This is a genomic window from Ruegeria sp. PrR005 (assembly GCF_010500245.1).
Classification (GTDB): Bacteria; Pseudomonadota; Alphaproteobacteria; order Rhodobacterales; family Rhodobacteraceae; genus Ruegeria_B; species Ruegeria_B marisflavi.
Genome location: NZ_JAAGOX010000006.1, coordinates 31,614 through 51,092 on the forward strand (window position 1 = coordinate 31,614; position 19,479 = coordinate 51,092).

Consider the following 19,479-nt stretch of genomic DNA (forward strand, 5'->3'; position numbering starts at 1 on the left):
AGAGAGCGGCAAGTAACTCAGATTTTTGCTTGTCTGTAAGGTCAGAAGAGTTGAGGGCGTTCAAGTAGAGTTCAGTGTCAAGGCCACAAGTTGTCGGCGGGCTCGTAGATGTGTGCCAAGAGATCCCAAGACGTTCTGTCGGAAGTTCTTTAGATGTGCGTGTCAAGTTCGAACCTCCTGTGCTAGTTGCTGCTGCGAAGGTCATTCGCATCGGAGATGTTCAAGCATTGACGCTCGAAAAGTTTAATGCAAATCATTGTTTTAACGTGATTTTAAATCACAATGGTGCTTGCGGGCGCGCGCGATGTTTAGAGCTGAAATTATTTCAAAATTTGGGCTAGTTCGCCTTTTGTGTCATTCAGAGTAACCAAAAATTAGTTCGAGTTTTGGGGGAACAACCGATACGTACGTAGGAATCCGGTCCCAAATTTGTAGCGAATCGGTATGGAACATTCTCAAACTTCCAGTCAGTATCCCTATGCAGGCGCGTGCCAAATCAGGTCAGTTTTCGACACGATGGCGTTTGCGATTCAGCTTGGCGTCGTGGTCGGCAGGATTCCTTCGTCCCCGGCGCGCTGGAATGCACGCATCGATACCGCGTACGGTCAGCGCCTCCCGGAACCAGCCTGCATCATACCCCTTGTCCCCTAAAAGCACCTTGGCCGGTGGCAAGCTGCCCAGCAAACCCAACGCACCTTTGGCGTCACTCATCTGCCCGGCTGACAGGAAGAACGTCAGCGGTCTTCCGCGGCCGTCGCAGACCGTGTGCAACTTGCTGTTCAGGCCGCCTTTGGTTCGACCGATGGCCCTCGGGCGAGTCCCCCTTTTGAGAGGCTTGCCGCCGTTCGGTGCGCTTTCAGGTGGGTGCTGTCGATCATGATGGTTTCGCCGTCCGGTCCCGGTTGCGCCAGTCCCCGGAAGATACGAGCGAAGACACCAAGGCGGGACCACCTGACAAACCGATTGTAAAGTGTCTTGTGCGGCCCATACTCAGCCGGTGCATCTCGCCAGCGCAGGCCGTTACGAATGACGTGGATAATACCGCTGAGAACCTTGCGGTCGTCGGAACGCGCCACCCCGCGCGGTTTGGGGAACAGGTGCTGGATGCGTTTCAGGTGCTGTAGGTCGAGCCAGAACAAGTGCGACATGGACAATCCTCCTGCCGCCCTTGAATCACGACGGCTTTGCCGATGGAATCGGCCAATGCTATGGCCGCTCAGAGCGGCGAACCGGTCATCCGACGAAAAGCCTCAGATGACGGCAGTGAGCCCATACCGGAAGTGCTCCAGGGCAGACGCTTGTTCGTTCCCATATCACGCTGCGATCGGGCACGTTGGTGGATCCTTCAGCATCCGAAGTCTGCTAGCGTGACCCCGTCACCGGCCCCGGATAGGCCTGATAGCGGGGGAGATCACCCCGGAAATCTGACGGCGTCTTACCGGTCCATCGCCGGAATGCCCGGTCTAGGGCGGCAGAGCTGGAGAGACCCACCTCGAGAGCGATTTGCGCGATGGGTAGGGTCGTGTTCGACAAGAGGTCTTCGGTGATGCTCTTGCGCTCGTCGTCCTTCATCTGACTGTAGGAGGTGCCCTGTGCCCACAGGATGCGCTGGATGCGACGTGGATGCATGCGGCAGATCGAGGCAAAGTCATTCAGTGTCAGATCCTGATAAGCGATGTTGTCCCTCAGCATTCCGCGAAGATAGGAAAGGGTCGCTTCGCTGGCGCCATCTGTGGCAAACTCCCCTCGTGACGCCTTCACTAAGTCCCAGTCCAGCGAGAATGGTGCCCAAAGCCAGTGCGGCGGAAATGAAATCCGTAAACCGTCGATCTGGGATGTGATGAGCGCTTGTTTCGGAAGAAAACCCGGCGGAAGCCCCTGGGTGGTCGGTGCAGTGATCAGGATGTCTTTGGGGTCGAAGGTTTCTCCGATCCCTTTCTTTATCAGAGTCACATAGAGTGCGATGCCGACTGCATCCAACTGTGTTGACGGCCTAGTCACCTTGACGGTGCGGCGAATGTCGAAGCTTACAATGTCGGGTGTGATGGAAACGGAGTACCGCACGTTATCAACCTGTTTTGAGACTTCCACCACCACCCGGGACAGAAAATCACCCAAGTTGAGAGCATGGGTCGCCGAATCCCGAAACGCTGGCGTTCCCTTCTTCGCTGTTTCGATTGCCACCTTTGCGCCAAAATACGGATCACCGAGAGTTTCCGCCATATCCTCCATCGCGGAATAACAGGCGGACGCGTCAAACAGCATCGCAGGATCGGTCAGCGCGTCGACGGGAATACCGTTTCGGACCAGGAGCGCTTCAATATCGCCGCCCCGCGAGGTGAAGGCCCTTGCGAAGGGGGACAAAAGCAACATCCCGCGCGTGAATCTCGGGCCAGATTTCTTGCTCATTCTTGCTGCTCCCTCAACGCCCTGAGGTTAACCTTGTGGGACAAGTTTATGACACAGGCGGCATGAGCCGCAAACAGGTTGGGCTTCGTGCATGTTAATCAACAAGCCCTAAACGATGAGACCCGGGCGATGGCCACGCGGCCCTGGCGATCTCGGAAAGAGTTGGAGCCATCAAATGTCGAAGGAAAACACCGCAAAAGCCAGAAAATCCCTTTTGACCGAAACACTTATTGCCGTGCTGATGACTGTTTCGGCGGCCACCTTCGGCCCGGCATACAGCCAGACAACAGAAGGCCAGTACGTTGGGGCCGCGATCGAGCGGGTCGCTACGGGGCTTGCCGGGCGCATCGGCTTTGCGGCGCAGGAAATCGGCGGCGTCGACGTCATCGCGTTCAATGGCGATGAAACCTTCGCCATGGCCAGCACCTATAAGGTTGCGATCGCCGTTGCGATAATGGACCGCGTGGACAGGCGGGAACTCAGCCTCGACCAGATGGTCGAAATCACACCCGACATGATGATGATCGGCGACGCTGCGCTGAGCGACACCTTCGTGCACCCCGGGCTTCAGCTTTCGGTGGCGAACCTGATGGAGATCATGATCACGGAGAGCGACAACACGGCGACCGACACCTTGATCGGGCTGGCTGGCGGCGCCGCGGCCGTGACCGAAAACCTGCGCAGGCTCGGGATCGCCGATTTCAGGGTCGATCGGACGACTGGCGAGATCATCGGCGAATTCTATGGTCTGCCGGGACCGGCCACGATGAAGGTCGCCATAGAGGCCTTCAAGACCAACCCGGAGCTTGCAACGATCGTCAGTGACCGCAATCTGGACTTCGAGGCGGATCCCCGCGACCATGCAACGCCGCTTGCGATGCTGCAACTCCTGCTTGCCATCGACAGTGGCACGGCGATGAGCGCCGAGAGCCGCGACTTCCTGATTGATGTCATGTCACGCACGCGCACCGGCGCTGGCCGGCTAAAGGGGCTGCTGCCGAGAGGAACGCCCGTGGCGCACAAGACCGGGACCATCGGGGGCGTGGCCAATGACGTCGGCTATATCACGCTCCCCGACGGTCGTCGGTTCGCAATCGCCGTGTTCACCAAGAGCAGCGAGACATCCGAGGCGGACAGGGATCGGGCAATTGCAGAGGTCGCCCGGTCGCTGTTCGACTACTTCTACCTCGGGCAGATGGCGAAGCAGCAAAAGGGGAAACTTCGCCGTGCACGCTCTGCCTGTGCGATCCTGCACTGCGAAGACAGAACCTTCCGGGAAGAGCCATCGTTATCCCGCCAGGGGAAATCTGGCGAAGACTCCAATGCAAAGGAAAAACCCAGTGAAGAACCGAATGAAACCAATACCTGCCCTGCTTGTTTCGTCGCTACTGTGCGTCACACCGGCACTCGCACAGCAGGCCATGACACAGGAAGAGGGCCAGGCGACCTTTGATGCGGTCCTCGCCGAAGCCTCTGAACTGATCAAGGAACTGAAAATCCCGGGACTTGGTATCGGGGTCATCCATGGGCCCAACGCCTACGGCGCCGGACTCGGTGTCACGAACGTAACTACCGGAGAGCCCGTTACCACTGATACGCAATTTCAAATTGGCTCTGTGACAAAAACCTTCCTTTCGACTCTGGCCATGCAGCTGTCCGAACGGGGCATTCTGGATTTGGACGCGCGTGTCGTCGACATCCTGCCGTGGTGGAGGGTCGCGGATCCCGATGCAACGTCGAAAGCGCGGGTCGTCGACCTGTTCCACCATCACGCTGGCTGGTATGGCGACCATGGGTTCCTTACTGTGCCTCCGGGTGGGTCGATCAGCGAGAAGGTCATGCTCCAGGCGGCTTACGTCGAGCAGATCTATCCGTTCGGTCAAACCTGGATGTACAACAACACCAGTATCACCTTCGCGACCCATGTGGTGTCGCATGTCGGCGGAAAGCCGATCGAGACCCTGATCGAAGAGAACCTGTTGACTCCGCTCGGCATGGATTCGACATCGTTCAACTACGACGCCACCCCGCCGGCCAAAGATTACGCGTGGGGTCATCCGCCGATCTACGGGGAAGGCAGCGTCAGTGATCTAAAGCCGTACTACATTCCGTTGATAAGAGAGTCCGCTGCCTCCGGCGGAATCCGGTCTACGGTTACCGACATGCTGAAATACGCCCGCTTTCAGCTGGACGGCAAGGACGCCACCGGGAACCAGCTGTTGTCCATGGAATCGCTGGACTATGCCCATGCGCCGGCAGTCGATGCTGCGGCCGGCGAGTTTACCGGACTGACATGGTTCGTCCATGACTACGACGGCGTCACCAGCCCCTTCCACGGGGGGAATTGGCCCGGCACGCGGTCTTTTCTGAAGCTGATACCGGAACACGACTTTGCGGTGGTGATCATGGTCCACAGCGATCGCGGAGTCGAAGCCTACAGTAAAATTTCGGACGCAATGGTCAAAGCCTTCACGGGAATCGAGGCCGACTCTCCGGTCGCAGCGGGCGTTGATCCGTCTGTGCTCGATCCCTTCGTCGGCGTCTTCAAGGGGAATTCCCAAAACATCGAGATCCGCAAAGAGGGCGACAAATATGTGTTTGTCCAGTTCTCCGCATTGACCAGCGGAGCAGATCCCGCGCCTGCCAATGTGGCCAACACGGCCGAGGGTTATTTCATCATCACAGAAGGCCCGAACGAGGGCGCTCTCGGCGAATTGCTCGAAGATCCGTCTGGCGAACTCAACTTCGTGCGATTCAACCACCGGATCTTCATTCGGGGCGACGGGGCGGTCGACGAATTCTCGCTCTCTGGAACTGCATTCGACAAACCGGCTGAGTAAGAGCCACGGGTTCGGTGGAGGGGCGATCCTGCACAGCGCAGATTGAACTCTCCACCGAACCCGTTGCATCGGCAACAGGAGAAGTCCAATGCGAAAACTAAACCCAAAGACCTTGACCGCGGCGCTTGTCTGCACAGCGGTCATTCAGCTAGCAAGCTAGTGGCGCTCTGCGGCGAACAGCGGCTAAGTCCGCACTGTGGTCCTTGCCCCATTTTCAGCCAAGGTCCGCTGTCTGGAGAAGCGGTCGCTCGTTTATAGGTCCTGACCCTAGACTTCGGAGTTCACCTTCCCAACGCTCAAATTCTTTAAAAATTTGGTTCGAAGTCTCTACCTTCATGTGTACCCATCCGACCTTCAGGGCTGCGCCGCGAATACCGTATGTCCACAAATGGCAACTCCCGAAAAGAGTCTTCAGACGATGGGTTTTGCTATAAGGTGGATAATAGACTGAACCGGGCAACCGTTCGTTTCGTCAACGTGGAGGAAATCGATGGCCGACCCGAAGCTTGTCCAAGAGATCGTTGAGGCGCTCGATATTCCAGGCGGGAGTACGGAAAAGCGGCCGGTTCATACCGTTGGCGTTGGGGTGACAGGACACTTCATGCCATCCCCAGTAGCAAAAGATTTTTGCATTGCCGAGCATTTCCAACCGCCTGCCAATCCAGAAGGCGTCCCTGTAGACGTGCGGTTTTCCAACGGAATGGGTGTTGTGGACGAACATGATGGATGGTCAGACGTCCGTGGAATGGCGGTGCGTTTTCACCTCAAGGACGGCAAGTCCACCGACTTGGTTGCCATGACGCTGCCAGTGTTTTTCGCTCCCACGCCCGAGAAGTTCCTCAAGTTCGCCCGTGCAGCGCGACCCGAACGCTGTCAACGTGAAACACCCTGGCAGAAGATCAAGGATTATCTACGTTTGGAATTGCCGATGCCGGATCCCTATCCGGGTCAGACAGAACGGCCGAACGAGAAAGCGATCGCCTTTGCGAATGAACATGTCTGGGCACAACCTGCGGTCATCGATGCCTCTTCGATCGGTGCGCCGGTAAGCTACGTGCGCGCCGCCTATCATGCGGTGCATACCTTCGTGGCGACCGGCAAGGAGGAGGAGACACGCTGGGTTCGGTTTACATGGGCTCCGATCGCAGGTGTCTTGAACACCAATCCGTTGGAGCCGCCAAAAGACAATTACCTGAAACAAGACATGATAGACCGCCTTGCGGATGATCGCACCGAGCGGTTTTCGCTGGTCATGCATATCGGCGAAGAAGGCGACGATTTCAACGATTCCACCCGGCAATGGCCGCCGCACCGCAAGCGGGTCATGATGGGGACCTTGACCCTGAAGCATGTGCCAGAAGATCAGGAGGCGCATTCCGAGAAGCTGAGTTTCAATCCCTGGCATCTCACTCCGGGGATCGAACCGTCGGGGGATCCGATCCTGGAGATCCGCAGGGATGTGTACGAATATTCCAGCAACCGGCGGGGCGGTATTCCCTGCCCCTTCAGTGGCGCGAAAGGGTAAAGCATGAACGATGACGGCGGATGGCTGAACCGGTATATCAACAGCTTGCCGGAACGCGGCTGGTTTCAGTTCCTTTCCAAATATGTGGTCGTTCCCTATTGGGTCTGGCGAGAAGGCAGACCCAAACTGCCAGGCGGACCGCGCCCCTCGCCACAACCCAGCGACAGCACACAGCGGATGATGAACCTGCTGATGCCGCTCAGGGACACGTCGCCGATCGGGCGGGCAAAGGCGGTCATGGCTCTGGCTCAGAATGTGGACGAGATTTTTTCCGGTCTCGACAATGTGGGCACCGTGCATTCCGCCCGGTTCCTTCTGGTCGAGGACTACATCTGTATGATCTCCGTTTATGACGGGGATTTCAGCAATTACATCCGCGATTTCATTGCCACGATCGGAAGCGTTTTCGACGCCCTGATGAAAGAGGTAGAGGGCGGCGACAAGCTTTATCCTTGCGAGGAGAATGTCGAAGCTTTCATTGATTGGGTGCGGGCGCACGACCTGTTTCAGGCACCTGATTATCCGTTTGACCTGTTCGCCCTCCAGGATGTGCAGGCCGGCCGGAAACCGAACGATCCGCCGCACGAACTACAATCGCTCCCGCGCTCGCTGATCCTCCAACTGCATTCGAACCGCAATATCTCGCTTGGTGGCGGTTATCGCGGTTATCCCGGCTACTCGGCGGCACAGATCAGAAACAAACTCGGGGTGGGATGGTGATGTCCAACATTAATCCTGAAGACGATTTTGATGCCGAAAAGGTCCAGGGCAATATCCTGAGGGGCTACAAACACAACAACGTCCGCCACCTCATGTTGGAAGTCACTAACAGGGATGCAGCAAGGCGGTTCCTGGCCGCTTCGGCCGATGGCACAGACAAGACGGTCCCGCGCATAACACGCTCGGCCAATTGGGCGCCCCCCGCCCCCGAGGTCTGTTTCAACATAGGAATTACGTTCGAAGGGTTGCGCGCCCTGGGTCTGCCAGCAAGCGAGCTTGCAACCTTTCCCACTGAATATGCCGAGGGAATGGCAAAGCGCGCGGTCAAGCTGGGCGATTTCGGCGACAGCGCGCCTGAGAACTGGCCGAGCCCGTTCGACCAGCCCGATCGTATCCATATTGTTGCGTCGGTCTATTCCAACGATGTTGATAATTTCGACCCGGTCGAAAAGCAGGTGGCGAAGGCGTTCACCGTTCTGGGCGTTCGCGAGGGCCGCAACCTGCCCGATGACAAGGTCTTCTTTGGCTATCGAGACAGCATTTCCCAACCGCGTTTCAGACATATCTTCGACCCTGCCATGGTCAACGTTGACGAACCCAAGGATCCTCTGGGCACCGCGCTACTGGGCTATCCCACACATTTCGAGGGTGTCGAATTCGCAATCCCAGAGCCCAAGGAGGTGTTTCACGACTGTTCCTTTAATGCGTTCCGGGTGTTGCAGCAGAAAACCGATGCCTTCGAGACTTACCTGAGCGAAGCCGCGACCAAGCTGGAGAAACACCCCAAGCAGTTCGAACTTTTACCCGAGGGGGCCGAGGCGAGTATCTGCGGCGGCATGAGCCGTCACGACGCCCTGCGCGAGGTGGTTGCCGCGCAGATGTGCGGGCGTTGGCGCAATGGAACACCCTATGAGTTGTCGCCGAATTCAGATGAGAGGGGAGATTTGTCGTTGACGAACTACGACTATACCCTCACATCGCGATGCCCTGCCGGATCCCACATGCGACGGGCCAATCCGCGTGGTGGACCTATCGTGCAGCGGGTCTCGAACTATTCGCGCCGCATTGTCAGACGTGGGATGTCCTATGGGCCGGACCCGGAAACCGGCGAACACGGTCTGCTTGGCAATTTCATCGGCGCCAATTACGGAGCGCAGTTTGAGGCGGTCATGTGCGACTGGATCAACTTTGGGCTGCAAGACCCCAGAATTACCGGAACAAATGATCCGCTGCTGGGCGCAAACGTGCCTGAAACAAGCGCCTTTGAATTGACCTTGCGCGACGGCGGCCATATCAGGCTCAGCGGTTTTCCCAGGTTCGTGATCACGCGGGGTGGCGCTTACACCATGTTGCCCAGTCTGCCTGCTATTCGTTACCTGGCCCAGCTTTCCGGCTAGGCCGCCAGTTCCGCCAGTGCCTCCTCGATCCTGGCCAGCATAGGCGAGGCACCGGTTGGCGCGATCAGGCGGTGCGCTGTCTCAAGATGGTGGATCGCGTTCTGGCTACGTTTCTTGGCCTTGCACAACAGGCCAAGTATCATCTCGCCTCGGGCATAATAGTGGCCGTCCGTATCGAATTGCGGGTTCTCCCGTGCCTTGCCGATCAGCTCCTTGATTTGTTTTTCTCCCGTAATCATTACGCCTGCCAATGTTCGGAAGTTTCGCAGCAGCACGCCTAGCGAGGCACCACCTTCACCAGACAGGATTTGCATATAGACTTCGCTCAGCAAAAGCCTGTTCCAGTCGGCCCCGATCTGCATTCCTTCTGCTTCGCGCATGGCTATCGTATTCTTGATTTGTTGCAGCCCCTCGGCAATCTGACCTTGGAATGCGAGCCCTACGCCCAGCATTGTTTGCGGTACACCGCTGAACAGCGTACAGCCGTCGGCGGCACTTCTTTCGACATATTCCTGGACCGCCTCAAGCGCGCCGGGGCGCTCCAACGCGACCAGCGCGGCCACGCGCGAAGACTCGGCGATGGCAGTTTCGAACTCCGCTCGGGATAGACTCAAGGCCTCCTCGGACAGTTTCAACGCTGCGTCGTGATCATCGGTCACCACTGCGACCAATGCCTTCATCGCGGTGCCATAGCCCAAGGCGCGAGGGTCATTGTGCCGCTTGCCGAACTCGATCATGAGCTCGGCAGTCTCGCGGGCACCGACAACACGCCCGCGCGTCAATTCGTTCCAACCGACCGTGGCCAAAAAGAAATTCTGAAGATAGGCATCATCGAAACTGGCTAAGGCCGTCTCGATATCCTTCTTCTTGGCCTCGAATTCAGCGTTTGAAATGGGCGCACTATAGATGGCTACGGAAAGCTCGTTTACCATGGCATAGGCGCGCGACTTGGGGTCGCCAAGGCGCTCTGCCATTTCAGTCAGTTCTCGCTGGACACGCAATGCCTCGTGAAACTGACTGTTGCAGACCAAACAGGAAACATAGTGGTGCAGGAACAGGACGTGGTCGCCATTGTCTCCAATCCTGTTCAGAACTGGTTCAATCCTTTTGGCCAGGTTGATCGTCGTCATGATATCAAGAGAGATATTCGAACAAAGCGCGTAATTGCCCAGAAACTCCGCAAAAGCAGCATCGCTGGCACAGTCAGGATCCTGTTCATAGAGCTGCAAGGCCGTTGCAAAGTAGCGATTGGCCTGATCGTGCGAGTAAGTTCCAAGACTCTTTGCCCCGGCAAGCGCCGTGTACCGAAAGGCCAGATCTGTCCGATCTGTTTGCAAATAATGATGGGCCAATGTCTCTGCCGTTTCCGGCAGCCGGTTGGCATTGCGCCTTTCCAAGGCCTCGGCAATGGTTAGATGTAATTCGGCCCTGTGGTCCGACAACAGACTTTCATACACCGTGTCGCGAAGCAGCACGTGTTTGAACATGTAGTCCGATGAGTTTTCCCTGCGGTGTACGAGATCAAGGGCCTGAAGCCGTTCAAGCGTCGCGCCGGTTTGATTTGCATCCGGGACAACCATGGACAACAGGCCGGGATCGAAATGCCGCCCGATCGTGGCGGCCGCTTGCAAGATCGCGCGGTCTTCGGGGCGAAGCTGTTCGATCCGCGCTGAAAGAAGGGCTTGCATGCTGGATGGCAAGACGCCAATACCAGAGTCGGGATCGTATTCCACGTGCCCGTCGACGATTTTCAATGCGCCCTGTTCGCCCAGATAAATAAGGATTTCTTCGCCAAAGAGAGGGTTTCCGCCTGAGCGCTCGACAACCGCGTGGATCAGGTCCCCAGGCAGCGTTTCGACCTGCAACCGGCTTTGCAACAAGTTCCGAATATCCTCGTGCGAAAGCGGTTTGAGCGCAACGGTCTGCACAACCTCATTCTTGAACCAGTCCGGCATGTATTCCGGTCGCCGGGTGGTCAGGATCAACAGGTTGACGAACTCTTCTCCGCCAATCAACTTTCGCAGCATGTCTTCGGACGCGCTGTCGATCCAATGAATGTCCTCGACCAGCAGGATTACGGGACCCATATCACATTGCGCCTTGAGCAGTGCAGGCAACAGGTCGCGTGTACGCAACCCCACGAGAACTCCATCAAGGCCTTCAAGCGACCCCTCCGGGGGCACCAGCCCAAGAAGATTCATCAAGAGACCAAGATTCTCTTCCGTATACAGCCGCCTGCGCTCAAGGCCCGCACGCAATTTGCCGGCGATTTCCTCTGGTTCATCTTCGTCCTGGATCCGGAATGAATTACGTACGACTTCGATGAACGGCAGAAACGGAACCTGCTGCCCGTCCGAGGTACAATGGCCGGTGAAAATCCTGGCCGGTTTTGATTTCTCGCTGCGCAGGAACTCGAAAATCAGACGTGTCTTGCCCAAACCTGGCTCAGCTACGAAATCGACTGCCCGCAACCCTGTCGCGCTCGCATCGAAAGCGTCGGCCACGGTGGAAAGCTCGGCTTCGCGCCCGATATACCGGGTCAAACCCCGCCCTACCGAGACATCAAATCGGGTGGTTCCCTCTCGCATGGACCGCAGTCGCCAAAGCTTTTGTTGCCGCGTCACGCCTTTGATCGTGTATTCGCCTTCAAAGCTCAGATCGGCGCGCCACTCGACCAGTCGCCGGGTGTTGTCGCAAATCAGGCAGCCGCCCTCTGGCGCCAGAGACTGGATGCGAGATGCCAGGTTGACCGTGTTTCCGACCGCCGTCAGTTCGCCTGCTTCTCCTTCGACCGCTGCGACCACCACGGATCCTGAGCAGACTCCAACGCGCATGATCGGACGCACGCCAAATCGCGCTTCGATGTTGTCGCCAGCTTCTGCAAAAGCTTCATGCAATGCCACAGCGGCCCTGCATGCCTTCAGGCCGGCCTCTTCAAGAGCAACCGGAACCCCAAAAATCGCCATGATACTGTCGCCGGCAAAACCTCTTACCGCGCCGCCGTTCTCTTGAACAACGGTGGTGAGCATTTCATAGAGCATCCGTGCAAAATGAACGGACTTCTCTTCGCCCAGCTTTTCGATTGTCGCGGTGTAGCCGACCATGTCGGTAAACAGTACCGACACAAGCCGCCGCTCAGGTGGGCGCTTTGACTCGTTTGTGTCGTTTGCGGCTGCGTTAACCATGTTAACGAAGGTTAACACGACAGGCGGTCTTCTTGCTACTCTCCATAAGGATAACGGCCCCATAACCAGAGCGGCACGGTCAAGACTGGCCGCGGGGCAGCGACACTCTTTTTCTCCTGACTTTGCCAGCAGGTCAGGCGGTAAAGGCCAGCTTGAGGCCCGGACGCGGCCAGCGTGTCTTGTAGATTTTTCCGGTGCTCGAAGCGGTTATCCAGACATCACACATGTCCTCTCCGCCAAAGCAGAGATTGGTCGTGAAAATGTCATCGACCGGCAGATGCTGCGTCGTCCCATCGAGTGAGAATATGGTGATGCCGCCGTTAAAGATCGTTCCGACACAAACGCGTCCGTCAGCCTCGACCTTGAGACTATCGAGCCACTGATAGCCTGGTAGGGTCTGAACAACTTTGCCGGGCATCGGTGGCACGGGGTTTGGTTTTTTCAACTCGCCGCAGCCGACGATTTCCATGGACCAGAGGCGCCCGAAAACCGTGTCAGAGACGTAGAGCTTGTCGCCTTCGGGTGAAATGCCGATACCGTTTGCCGTGGGCACTAAGGCCACTTGGTTCAGCATCGTGCCGTCGGTCTTGGCATAGTAAACCGCCCCTGACTCGGTTGTCGTTCCCTCTTGCATACCGGTGTCCGTGAACCAGAAACCACCATCACTGTCGAAAACGATATCGTCGGGCGCGATCAGGCATTTCCCTTTGTATTTGCAGTAAAGCGTCTTGACCTCTCCGGTGTCCAGATCGACCCGTTGGATTGATCCGCCTTCGTAGTTTGGGCGCTCTGGCCAGGGTACGGTGATTTCCCGCTCCGGATTGGGGGTCTTGCCAGAACCCGTAGGAGCCAAGGGATCGATTTTCACAAAAGTGTAGACCCCGCCGTTATTGCAGACATAGGCCGCGCCATCGGGGCCAATGGCTACCCCGTTCGGTCCACCGGGTAGCTTGGCAACATTCACGATCTTGTTTTCTGGGGTGAGCCGTCTGAGCAACTGGTCCTTGATGTCCACAAAAAGCACTGACCCGTCGTTCATCGCGACTGGACCTTCTGGAAAGCCCAAGCCTTCGGCGACCGGCTCCAGATAGCCGTCTTCGATTGTCCTTTGATCTGACATGAAAGCGCTCCCTACTGACTGCGTTCTCGACATGCTGACACGGCATCTTTGGTCGTCAGCTGCCGCATACAGTGGTCACGAATATTCAGTTATTAACGGATGTCGGTCTACTCTATCCATGAACCAAGTCGTTCACAACTAAAGTTTCGAGGGCTTTGTCGGGTTGTTCTTCGTCCAGGGATTGTCGGAGGAGTTGTACGGGCAATGTCACTTTGACTGGATAGCGATCACGAAAGCCCGGCGTAAACAACCCGCATGCGCGGCCTTTCGTATGCTCGGCGCTGAAATCCGTAAGCGTTGGGTCGAAGGGATAAAATCCAGCCGCTGACGGCGGTATCTCACTGAGATGTTTGGGAAGATCAAAGGCGAACGCCATTGCCTTTGGCGGGCTGTCGAATTCGAAGGCAAAGTCCTCAAGAGCTTCGTCTCGAAGAAATAGGGCAAGAAGGCCACGCTGAAATTCCTTGAAAAAGCAATGCGTAAGCACGGCCGCCGTGATAGGCCCGAGGTCGACCTCGTACCAACAAACAAACCGGGCCACTCGGGCAAAGGTGATCACAGCCTCACTTCCCGAATGGCCTTCAAGCTGAACCATGCCGCCGCTCTCGGCGAGAGACCGGGTCTTTGCCAGGGATAGCAAGCGGCTTGCCTATGCTCGCGTAAACTGGTTCGGACGAGCCTGCCAGCACCGGACGGACACTACCTCAAGTCCGAGGAGAAAGCGGGTCTCAGGTCAATTTTCACAGTCCGTCACGATGGCGGAATTGGCCATCCATGATCGTTGCTTGAACCTTGGTGGTCAGGAGGTCTTCTGGACTATCCAAATCCAGAATGTTCCGGTCCAGGATCACGATATCGGCCAGTTTTCCAACTTCCAGAGAGCCGATCTTGTCTTCCATTCTAAGTTGCCAAGCAGGGTTGATTGTTACGGCTTCGATTGCCTGCATCAGGTCCAGCGGTTCAGCTCCATTTGGGAATTTCCTGGAGTTCTCGGGATCAAGGGGGTTCTTGAACGTAACCGCTGTGTAGATCTGATAGAGCATACTGTTGGTCGACATCGGCGCGGATGGGTAATCTCCTGCAAGGCTGACGCTGACCCCGGCATCGGCCAGTGACCTGTATTGAGAAACACGCTCGTTCGTCCGCGTGTCACCCAACATGCTGAGAAAGTCCTGATCCTGCCCAGCCCAATCCACCGAAAAAATCGGGGTGATGTTTACCGGAATGCTGTTGTCAATCATGCGTTGCTGGTCATCAGGATGTACGATCTGATAGTGATGCAGCGCATTGCGCTCGTCCGCGTTGCCGGAGTCGCGCGACGCAAGGATCGCATCAATCATTCCACGCACAGTGCCCGACCCTTCAACATGGGCAAAAACATCTAGACCTTGGTCGTTTGCGGCCTTGACGACCTCTTTCATCTGATCCGGTTTTACCGCCGAAATGCCGATATTGTCCGTTCCTTCGAACGGCTCCAGCATCAGAACCGCGCCGGCACTCCATGTCCCTTCCGGGTGTAACTTGATGCCATGTACGCGAAACAAGTCACCGTTGTACTTGTCGGCCATTGCACGTGCCCGTGCCGCAAATTCAACCGGATCGGCGGTCGCGTCCTTGTAGGCCGGCTGAACAAATGTTCGCACTGGCAAATCACCGTCGGCGAGCGCTTTTTCAAGCACCTTCATGGAAACTTCCAGATCATCGAACATGCCGGGTGCGTTTGTAAAATTCGGCGTGACCACTCCAGGGATCAGCGCTGTTGTTGTGCCGCCTACGACGACTTGTGGTTGAAGTTTTTCGCGGCTTTCCTCGATCATTCGCTCGGGTTCCCAAGCGACTTTCGTATAGACAGGGAACCACGATCCTTCCTTGCCGACGCCCAACGGGTTTCCGTCGTCATCCCTGATCCAATAAGTTACCCCTGGCACCGGGTCCGGCGTATCTTTGGTGATGTTTCCTGCTTCGAGCGCCTTGGTGTTCAGCCAGGCATCGTGAATGGTGAAGTCGATGATAATCGCGATCTTGTCGGGGATGATTTCATCCAGTTCAGCGGCAGTGGGCGCGCCGCCCATAAGGGTAGCATTGTATCCCTGGCCGACAACGATCGGCAAATCGGGGTTCTCCGCCACGTAATCCCGCAGCATCTGAAGAGTTTCTTCTTTGTCTTTTGCCGCGTTCAGATCGACGCCAAGTGTCGACCACGCGGACCCAAGAACATGGTCGTGGGCGCTGACATAGCCGGGGAGCACCATCTTGCCGGTCAGGTCAAGGACTTCGGTGTTTTCGCCGGTCAGGCTTTCCACACCGCCCACGTCCCCAACATACACGATCTGACTGCCTCGTACTGCAACGGCTTGTGCCTCGGGATTTTCCTTGTCCATTGTCAGGACAAAAGCATTTTTCAAAACCAGGTCTGCGGCATCCTGGGCATGAGCAAGGCTGGCACAAAGCGCAAGAACGCTGGCTGTAATCATCTTCATCTCGTGTCTCCCCTATTATTCATTTCATCATATGTAAGAGATTCCAAAATGCCATCATAGATTCAAGGTACCAGCAAATTTGAGTAAAAAGTTTCAATGTTAACAAATATCTACAGCCCGGATTGGCAAATACATTGTTGCTTTTGAAACCAACCAGGAGTCACTTCATCGGGAGCTCAATCGAACGGGTACTGTTCCCTTGACAGAGCAGTTTCGGCCCGCGAGTCTGATCAGGGAAAGTGGCAAGGGATCAAAAACAATGTGGTCAAACAAACGCTGCCTGGCAGATCGAACCCGGAGTTTGATCCAACCTCTGTTGCTCCTTGCTCTGGTTTTGGTCGAACCCGGCACAGCCAAGGCCCAAGTTCCCATCTCTGGAAACTACGGGCTTGGAGGAGGATTGGGGCAGACATCGGCAATCATGCCTCCACAAGGAACGCGCATCGTGGAGAATGGTTGGATATCTTACAGCATCGATCGTTTTGTGGATGGAAACGGCAATGACCTCGGTGTTGGCGGCACGTCGGTCCATGCGATGCGACTTGCCTTCAAATCCGTTGTTCCCGATGTGCAGATCCTTGGAGGGGACTATTCATACGGGCTTGTTTTGACCTATCGCGACCAAGTGCTGCGTCCAGCACCCGGCGCAAGGACCGCTTATCAAATCGGTGACACTGTCATCAGCCCCCTTGGGTTGGGATGGCACAATGGAGCCTGGCACACACAAGTGTCCTATACATTCTGGGCGCCTACAGGGAGATTTCAGGCTGGAGGGGCCCAAAATACCGGCAAGGGCTTGTGGAGCCACATGTTCTATGCGGGCACGACATGGAGACAGCAAACCGAGCTTCCCTGGTCGGCAACGCTTCAGGCGCGCTTTGAAACTTTTGGGCGTCAGGAAACGACAAACATCCGCCCCGGTGACGTGCTTTCAATTGAAGCCGCCTTCGGCAAGGAAGTCGCCAAGGGCGTATCTCTCGGTTTGGCTGCGGCCACTTCATTCCAGGTATCGCGACAATCCGGAACACCTGGTGGAGACCCTGGCAAGTATCGGATCAACATCATCGGTGCCGAGGTCGTCTGGAAACCCAAAGCTTTGCCAGGCTTCCAGATCGCTTCGCGCGTCGGCAAGGACTTTGACAACAGGAATTCGACCGAAGGCGTGACAGCTCTTCTGTCTCTGGCCTACGCGTTCTGAAACCCTGCGTGGACGTCAGGTTCTTGGCAAAACGCGACCGTGTTTGCTTACGACCACATGTACCTCGACGTGTACAAATTCCCTTTCTATGTCGCGTTGAAGCTCATGGGTCAGCTTGTCGATCTGTTCAGCGGTCGTGGTCCCCTGTGGATCTAAGTACGCGACAACGGTGTGCAGACGTCCGAGTTTCGACACAGACAGATCGACAAGCAAACCATTGTGAAGCTTGATTGTTTGGCGAATTGCACGACGAACCTTTGCGACGGCTTGCGGCCGGGCGGTAACTCCTGCCAGTTCACCCAACCCCACCGTAAAGTCCTTATAATATTGCACAATCACCGTTGAACACAGGGCCAGAACGATCAAGGAGTCCCCGACAGGGGCGATGGGAGCCAATACTCCGTCGCGGAAATAGTGGACTGCAAACAACCCGACGGCCGCAGCCAGTGTGATTATTCCGTCAAAGGCGGCTGCCGTTCCCTCAAGTCTCAGAATTTCACTTGTCTTCCGGGTCCGCCTCCAAGCCCGCTGGTGCGAGAACCAAAGGCCGAAGCTGGTTGATCCAACGACAAGAAAGTAGACAGCCATTGGCGCAAACAGAAGCTCTGTTGGAGGGGCGCCATTTGCATAGGACACGATGTTCATCGCGGCGCTGACCATTGCAAACAACACAAGCCCCAACAGCGACATCGCTCGGAAGGTGGAAAACAGTGCTTCGTCCCCGGCATAACCAAAAGGGCGATATTTGTCAGGCTGTCGTTGCGCATTGCGTGACACGCGCGTCCCGATCAAAGCTGCAAAAAAACCAACAAGCGAAAAAAGCCCGTCTACCAGAATGGCTTGTGAATTCGAGAGGTAGGCGGCCAGAACTCCGGCCGCCCCCATGAACAAATTCCCCGCCATGCCCGCTCGCAGAGCCCGGCTTTCCAGGGATTGAGTTGGATCAGATGGGTGGCTCATTTGCATCACCGATATGGTAGCGGATCGAAGTGGAGGGGTTCGCATCGAGAAAGGATCGTTTCCAACTATCAGAAACGACCCTTTCCCATTGCAACTTTCTTAGGATGCGGCGCCGTTGCAAGAACCCCATGTAACGGTTGCTTTCCCGCTGTCCGCCTGCTGGATCAAATCGGCACAGACAGGACCGCCATACGCTTTGGTATCTTCAAGAGTGAACGTGATCTCCTTTGCCGTTTCCAGGCTGCGGGTCGTGATTTCACCATTGTCCAGATTGTAGCGGAACGAGATCCAGGTTGCGTAGGTGGCCGAGGAGCCGTTGTCGGCCGGATCTTCGATTCCGTGCGGAACCAGAACCGCGTTGTCAAAAGCCATCTGGATCTGCCCCATCGTCTGATCATAGGATTTGCCGCTGTAGTCCTGATACTGGCTCGACCAGAGCAGTCGCAGATTGCGGTCAAGCGAACCGATGGTCGAAGGCAAGTCGGCGCCCAGACGATTGTTCGAAAGATCGAATTGCTCAACGTATTCCCGGTGATCCTGCTGAAGAGGGCTGTTTGTCATCACCCGCAAATCAGAGGCCGCGTCACCAATGTGAACAACTTCGGTACCGCCTTCGTTCAACTGGAACAGGGCGATGTCGCCGCTTTTGTCGACGACAGAGAAGTGAACACCGTGAAAAGTGTCGCTGCCACGCATTTTCGATCCCCAAGCGATCTGGAACTCCCCTTTTTCATGAGCTTCCAGAACTTCGGCGACGGTTGCATAGTTTTCCGCCACAAATGCGGTGAAGTCGCTCAGCGATACTGCTGGGAAACCTTTGTCGCTGTGCAGTTCATTGAACGGTTTCGAGTTGTTTTGATAGAGGCCCATCGCACTCAGGCCCTGGTCATTGATGGCCTCAACCGACGCGCCATGAAACAACTCGTGCTCTTCCATGGCGACCGTGTGGTACTTGACGCTCCATTCTGCCGCTTTGCCGTACTGGTCTACATCGGAAGTACGCCGGGCTTCACCGACCGGGTGAACATGGCCGACTGCACCAAGCTTTTCACCCCAGTCCACTGAGCGCATGACAATGGCACCGTGATCGGTTTGAGCGATGTAGCGTGTGCAAGCGACGGCAGACATGGCCGTTGAGGACATGACAAGTGCCATGATTGCGGTTGCAGCGGTTGATTTCAAAGAGCGGCGGGAGGAGCGGGTCCATTTAAACATTGGTTTTTTCCTTTGGCTTGAAGAGTTGCTGTTCGTGTTGTTGATGAGCCAGAGATAGACGCCCTCAGCCGCGCCCGAAATGTATGCAACAGTAAGGATACGGTTGCCGATGCAAGTTCAGTCGTGGGGACGAATTAGGGTCCGCGACTAGGGCGGAGCGCCGAACTTTGTGTCGTCAGTCGGCATGGAAGCGTGACGAAGTATCGGGGGCCAAGAGTACCGCCCAGGTGTTGAACTGGCCCGGCGCTGCGGAGGCTTTATGCAACGCAGCAGCTGACCAGTGAGTTTACGGTTGCTCGCCATGCTCGGAAAAGCTTTGGGGGTTGGAGGTGCAGGTCCAAACCCCGCTGGTCGGTTGTTTCGGCTTTCTGGCGCCTACCTGCCATTGAACAGCCCTCTCGACCGCGTTGCCGGGCGCCGATACTATCCG

13 protein-coding genes and 1 pseudogene are annotated in these 19,479 nt (G+C 56.4%); 6 read left to right on the forward strand and 8 right to left on the reverse strand.

What is annotated here, in order from left to right; all coding sequences use genetic code 11:
* Positions 1-504: 504 nt before the first annotated feature.
* Positions 505-1,148: pseudogene (locus G0P99_RS04280) on the reverse strand (IS5 family transposase); the annotation flags it as partial.
* Positions 1,149-1,362: 214 nt separating this feature from the next.
* Entirely contained in the window at positions 1,363-2,409 is a 1,047-nt protein-coding gene (locus G0P99_RS04285) for an AraC family transcriptional regulator (RefSeq protein WP_239059667.1), read from the reverse strand.
* A gap of 175 nt (positions 2,410-2,584) precedes the next feature.
* Here G0P99_RS04285 and bla point away from each other — a divergent pair, with 175 nt between their 5' ends.
* The 5 genes from bla to G0P99_RS04310 all read left to right on the forward strand — a co-directional run bounded on the left by bla (position 2,585) and on the right by G0P99_RS04310 (position 8,891).
* Complete coding sequence (bla, locus tag G0P99_RS04290; RefSeq protein ID WP_239059668.1) at positions 2,585-3,862, forward strand: class A beta-lactamase; 1,278 nt, start codon at positions 2,585-2,587, stop codon at positions 3,860-3,862.
* Positions 3,831-5,249, forward strand: a complete 1,419-nt coding sequence (locus G0P99_RS04295; protein ID WP_203582969.1) for a serine hydrolase — start codon at positions 3,831-3,833, stop codon at positions 5,247-5,249. Before bla ends, G0P99_RS04295 begins: the two co-directional genes overlap by 32 nt.
* A gap of 490 nt (positions 5,250-5,739) precedes the next feature.
* Positions 5,740-6,774: a catalase gene (locus tag G0P99_RS04300; protein ID WP_164128058.1), complete on the forward strand. Its 1,035-nt coding sequence runs from the start codon at positions 5,740-5,742 to the stop codon at positions 6,772-6,774.
* A gap of 3 nt (positions 6,775-6,777) precedes the next feature.
* Positions 6,778-7,494 carry a hypothetical protein gene (locus G0P99_RS04305; protein WP_164128060.1) on the forward strand — a complete coding sequence of 239 codons (717 nt, stop codon included), beginning with the start codon at positions 6,778-6,780 and terminating at the stop codon, positions 7,492-7,494.
* The gene (locus G0P99_RS04310) at positions 7,494-8,891 is read left to right on the forward strand and encodes a hypothetical protein (protein ID WP_164128061.1); all 1,398 of its coding nucleotides are present in this window, start codon (positions 7,494-7,496) and stop codon (positions 8,889-8,891) included. The genes G0P99_RS04305 and G0P99_RS04310 overlap by 1 nt, the downstream gene beginning before the upstream one ends.
* On the opposite strand, the gene G0P99_RS04315 is transcribed toward G0P99_RS04310, so the two are convergent.
* The 4 genes from G0P99_RS04315 to G0P99_RS04330 all read right to left on the reverse strand — a co-directional run bounded on the left by G0P99_RS04315 (position 8,888) and on the right by G0P99_RS04330 (position 15,676).
* A complete protein-coding gene (locus G0P99_RS04315) occupies positions 8,888-12,016 on the reverse strand; it encodes an AAA family ATPase (protein ID WP_164128063.1) in 3,129 nt (1,042 codons plus the stop codon). The two genes, G0P99_RS04310 and G0P99_RS04315, sit on opposite strands and share 4 nt — an antisense overlap.
* A 193-nt stretch (positions 12,017-12,209) precedes the next feature.
* Entirely contained in the window at positions 12,210-13,196 is a 987-nt protein-coding gene (locus tag G0P99_RS04320) for an SMP-30/gluconolactonase/LRE family protein (protein ID WP_164128065.1), read from the reverse strand.
* Between the two features lie 112 nt (positions 13,197-13,308).
* Positions 13,309-13,791, reverse strand: coding sequence for a hypothetical protein (locus tag G0P99_RS04325; protein WP_164128067.1), 483 nt, complete (start codon positions 13,789-13,791; stop codon positions 13,309-13,311).
* Positions 13,792-13,936: 145 nt separating this feature from the next.
* Positions 13,937-15,676, reverse strand: coding sequence for an amidohydrolase (locus G0P99_RS04330; protein ID WP_164128069.1), 1,740 nt, complete (start codon positions 15,674-15,676; stop codon positions 13,937-13,939).
* 301 nt (positions 15,677-15,977) lie between these two features.
* On the opposite strand from G0P99_RS04330, the gene G0P99_RS04335 reads away from it, so the two are divergent.
* Complete coding sequence (locus tag G0P99_RS04335) at positions 15,978-16,874, forward strand: transporter (RefSeq protein ID WP_164128071.1); 897 nt, start codon at positions 15,978-15,980, stop codon at positions 16,872-16,874.
* Between the two features lie 15 nt (positions 16,875-16,889).
* Here G0P99_RS04335 and G0P99_RS04340 read toward each other — a convergent pair whose 3' ends face one another.
* Complete coding sequence (locus G0P99_RS04340; RefSeq protein ID WP_164128072.1) at positions 16,890-17,834, reverse strand: cation transporter; 945 nt, start codon at positions 17,832-17,834, stop codon at positions 16,890-16,892.
* A 99-nt stretch (positions 17,835-17,933) separates the two neighbouring features.
* The gene (locus G0P99_RS04345) at positions 17,934-19,049 is read right to left on the reverse strand and encodes a linear amide C-N hydrolase (RefSeq protein WP_164128075.1); all 1,116 of its coding nucleotides are present in this window, start codon (positions 19,047-19,049) and stop codon (positions 17,934-17,936) included.
* Between the last annotated feature and the right edge of the window lie 430 nt (positions 19,050-19,479).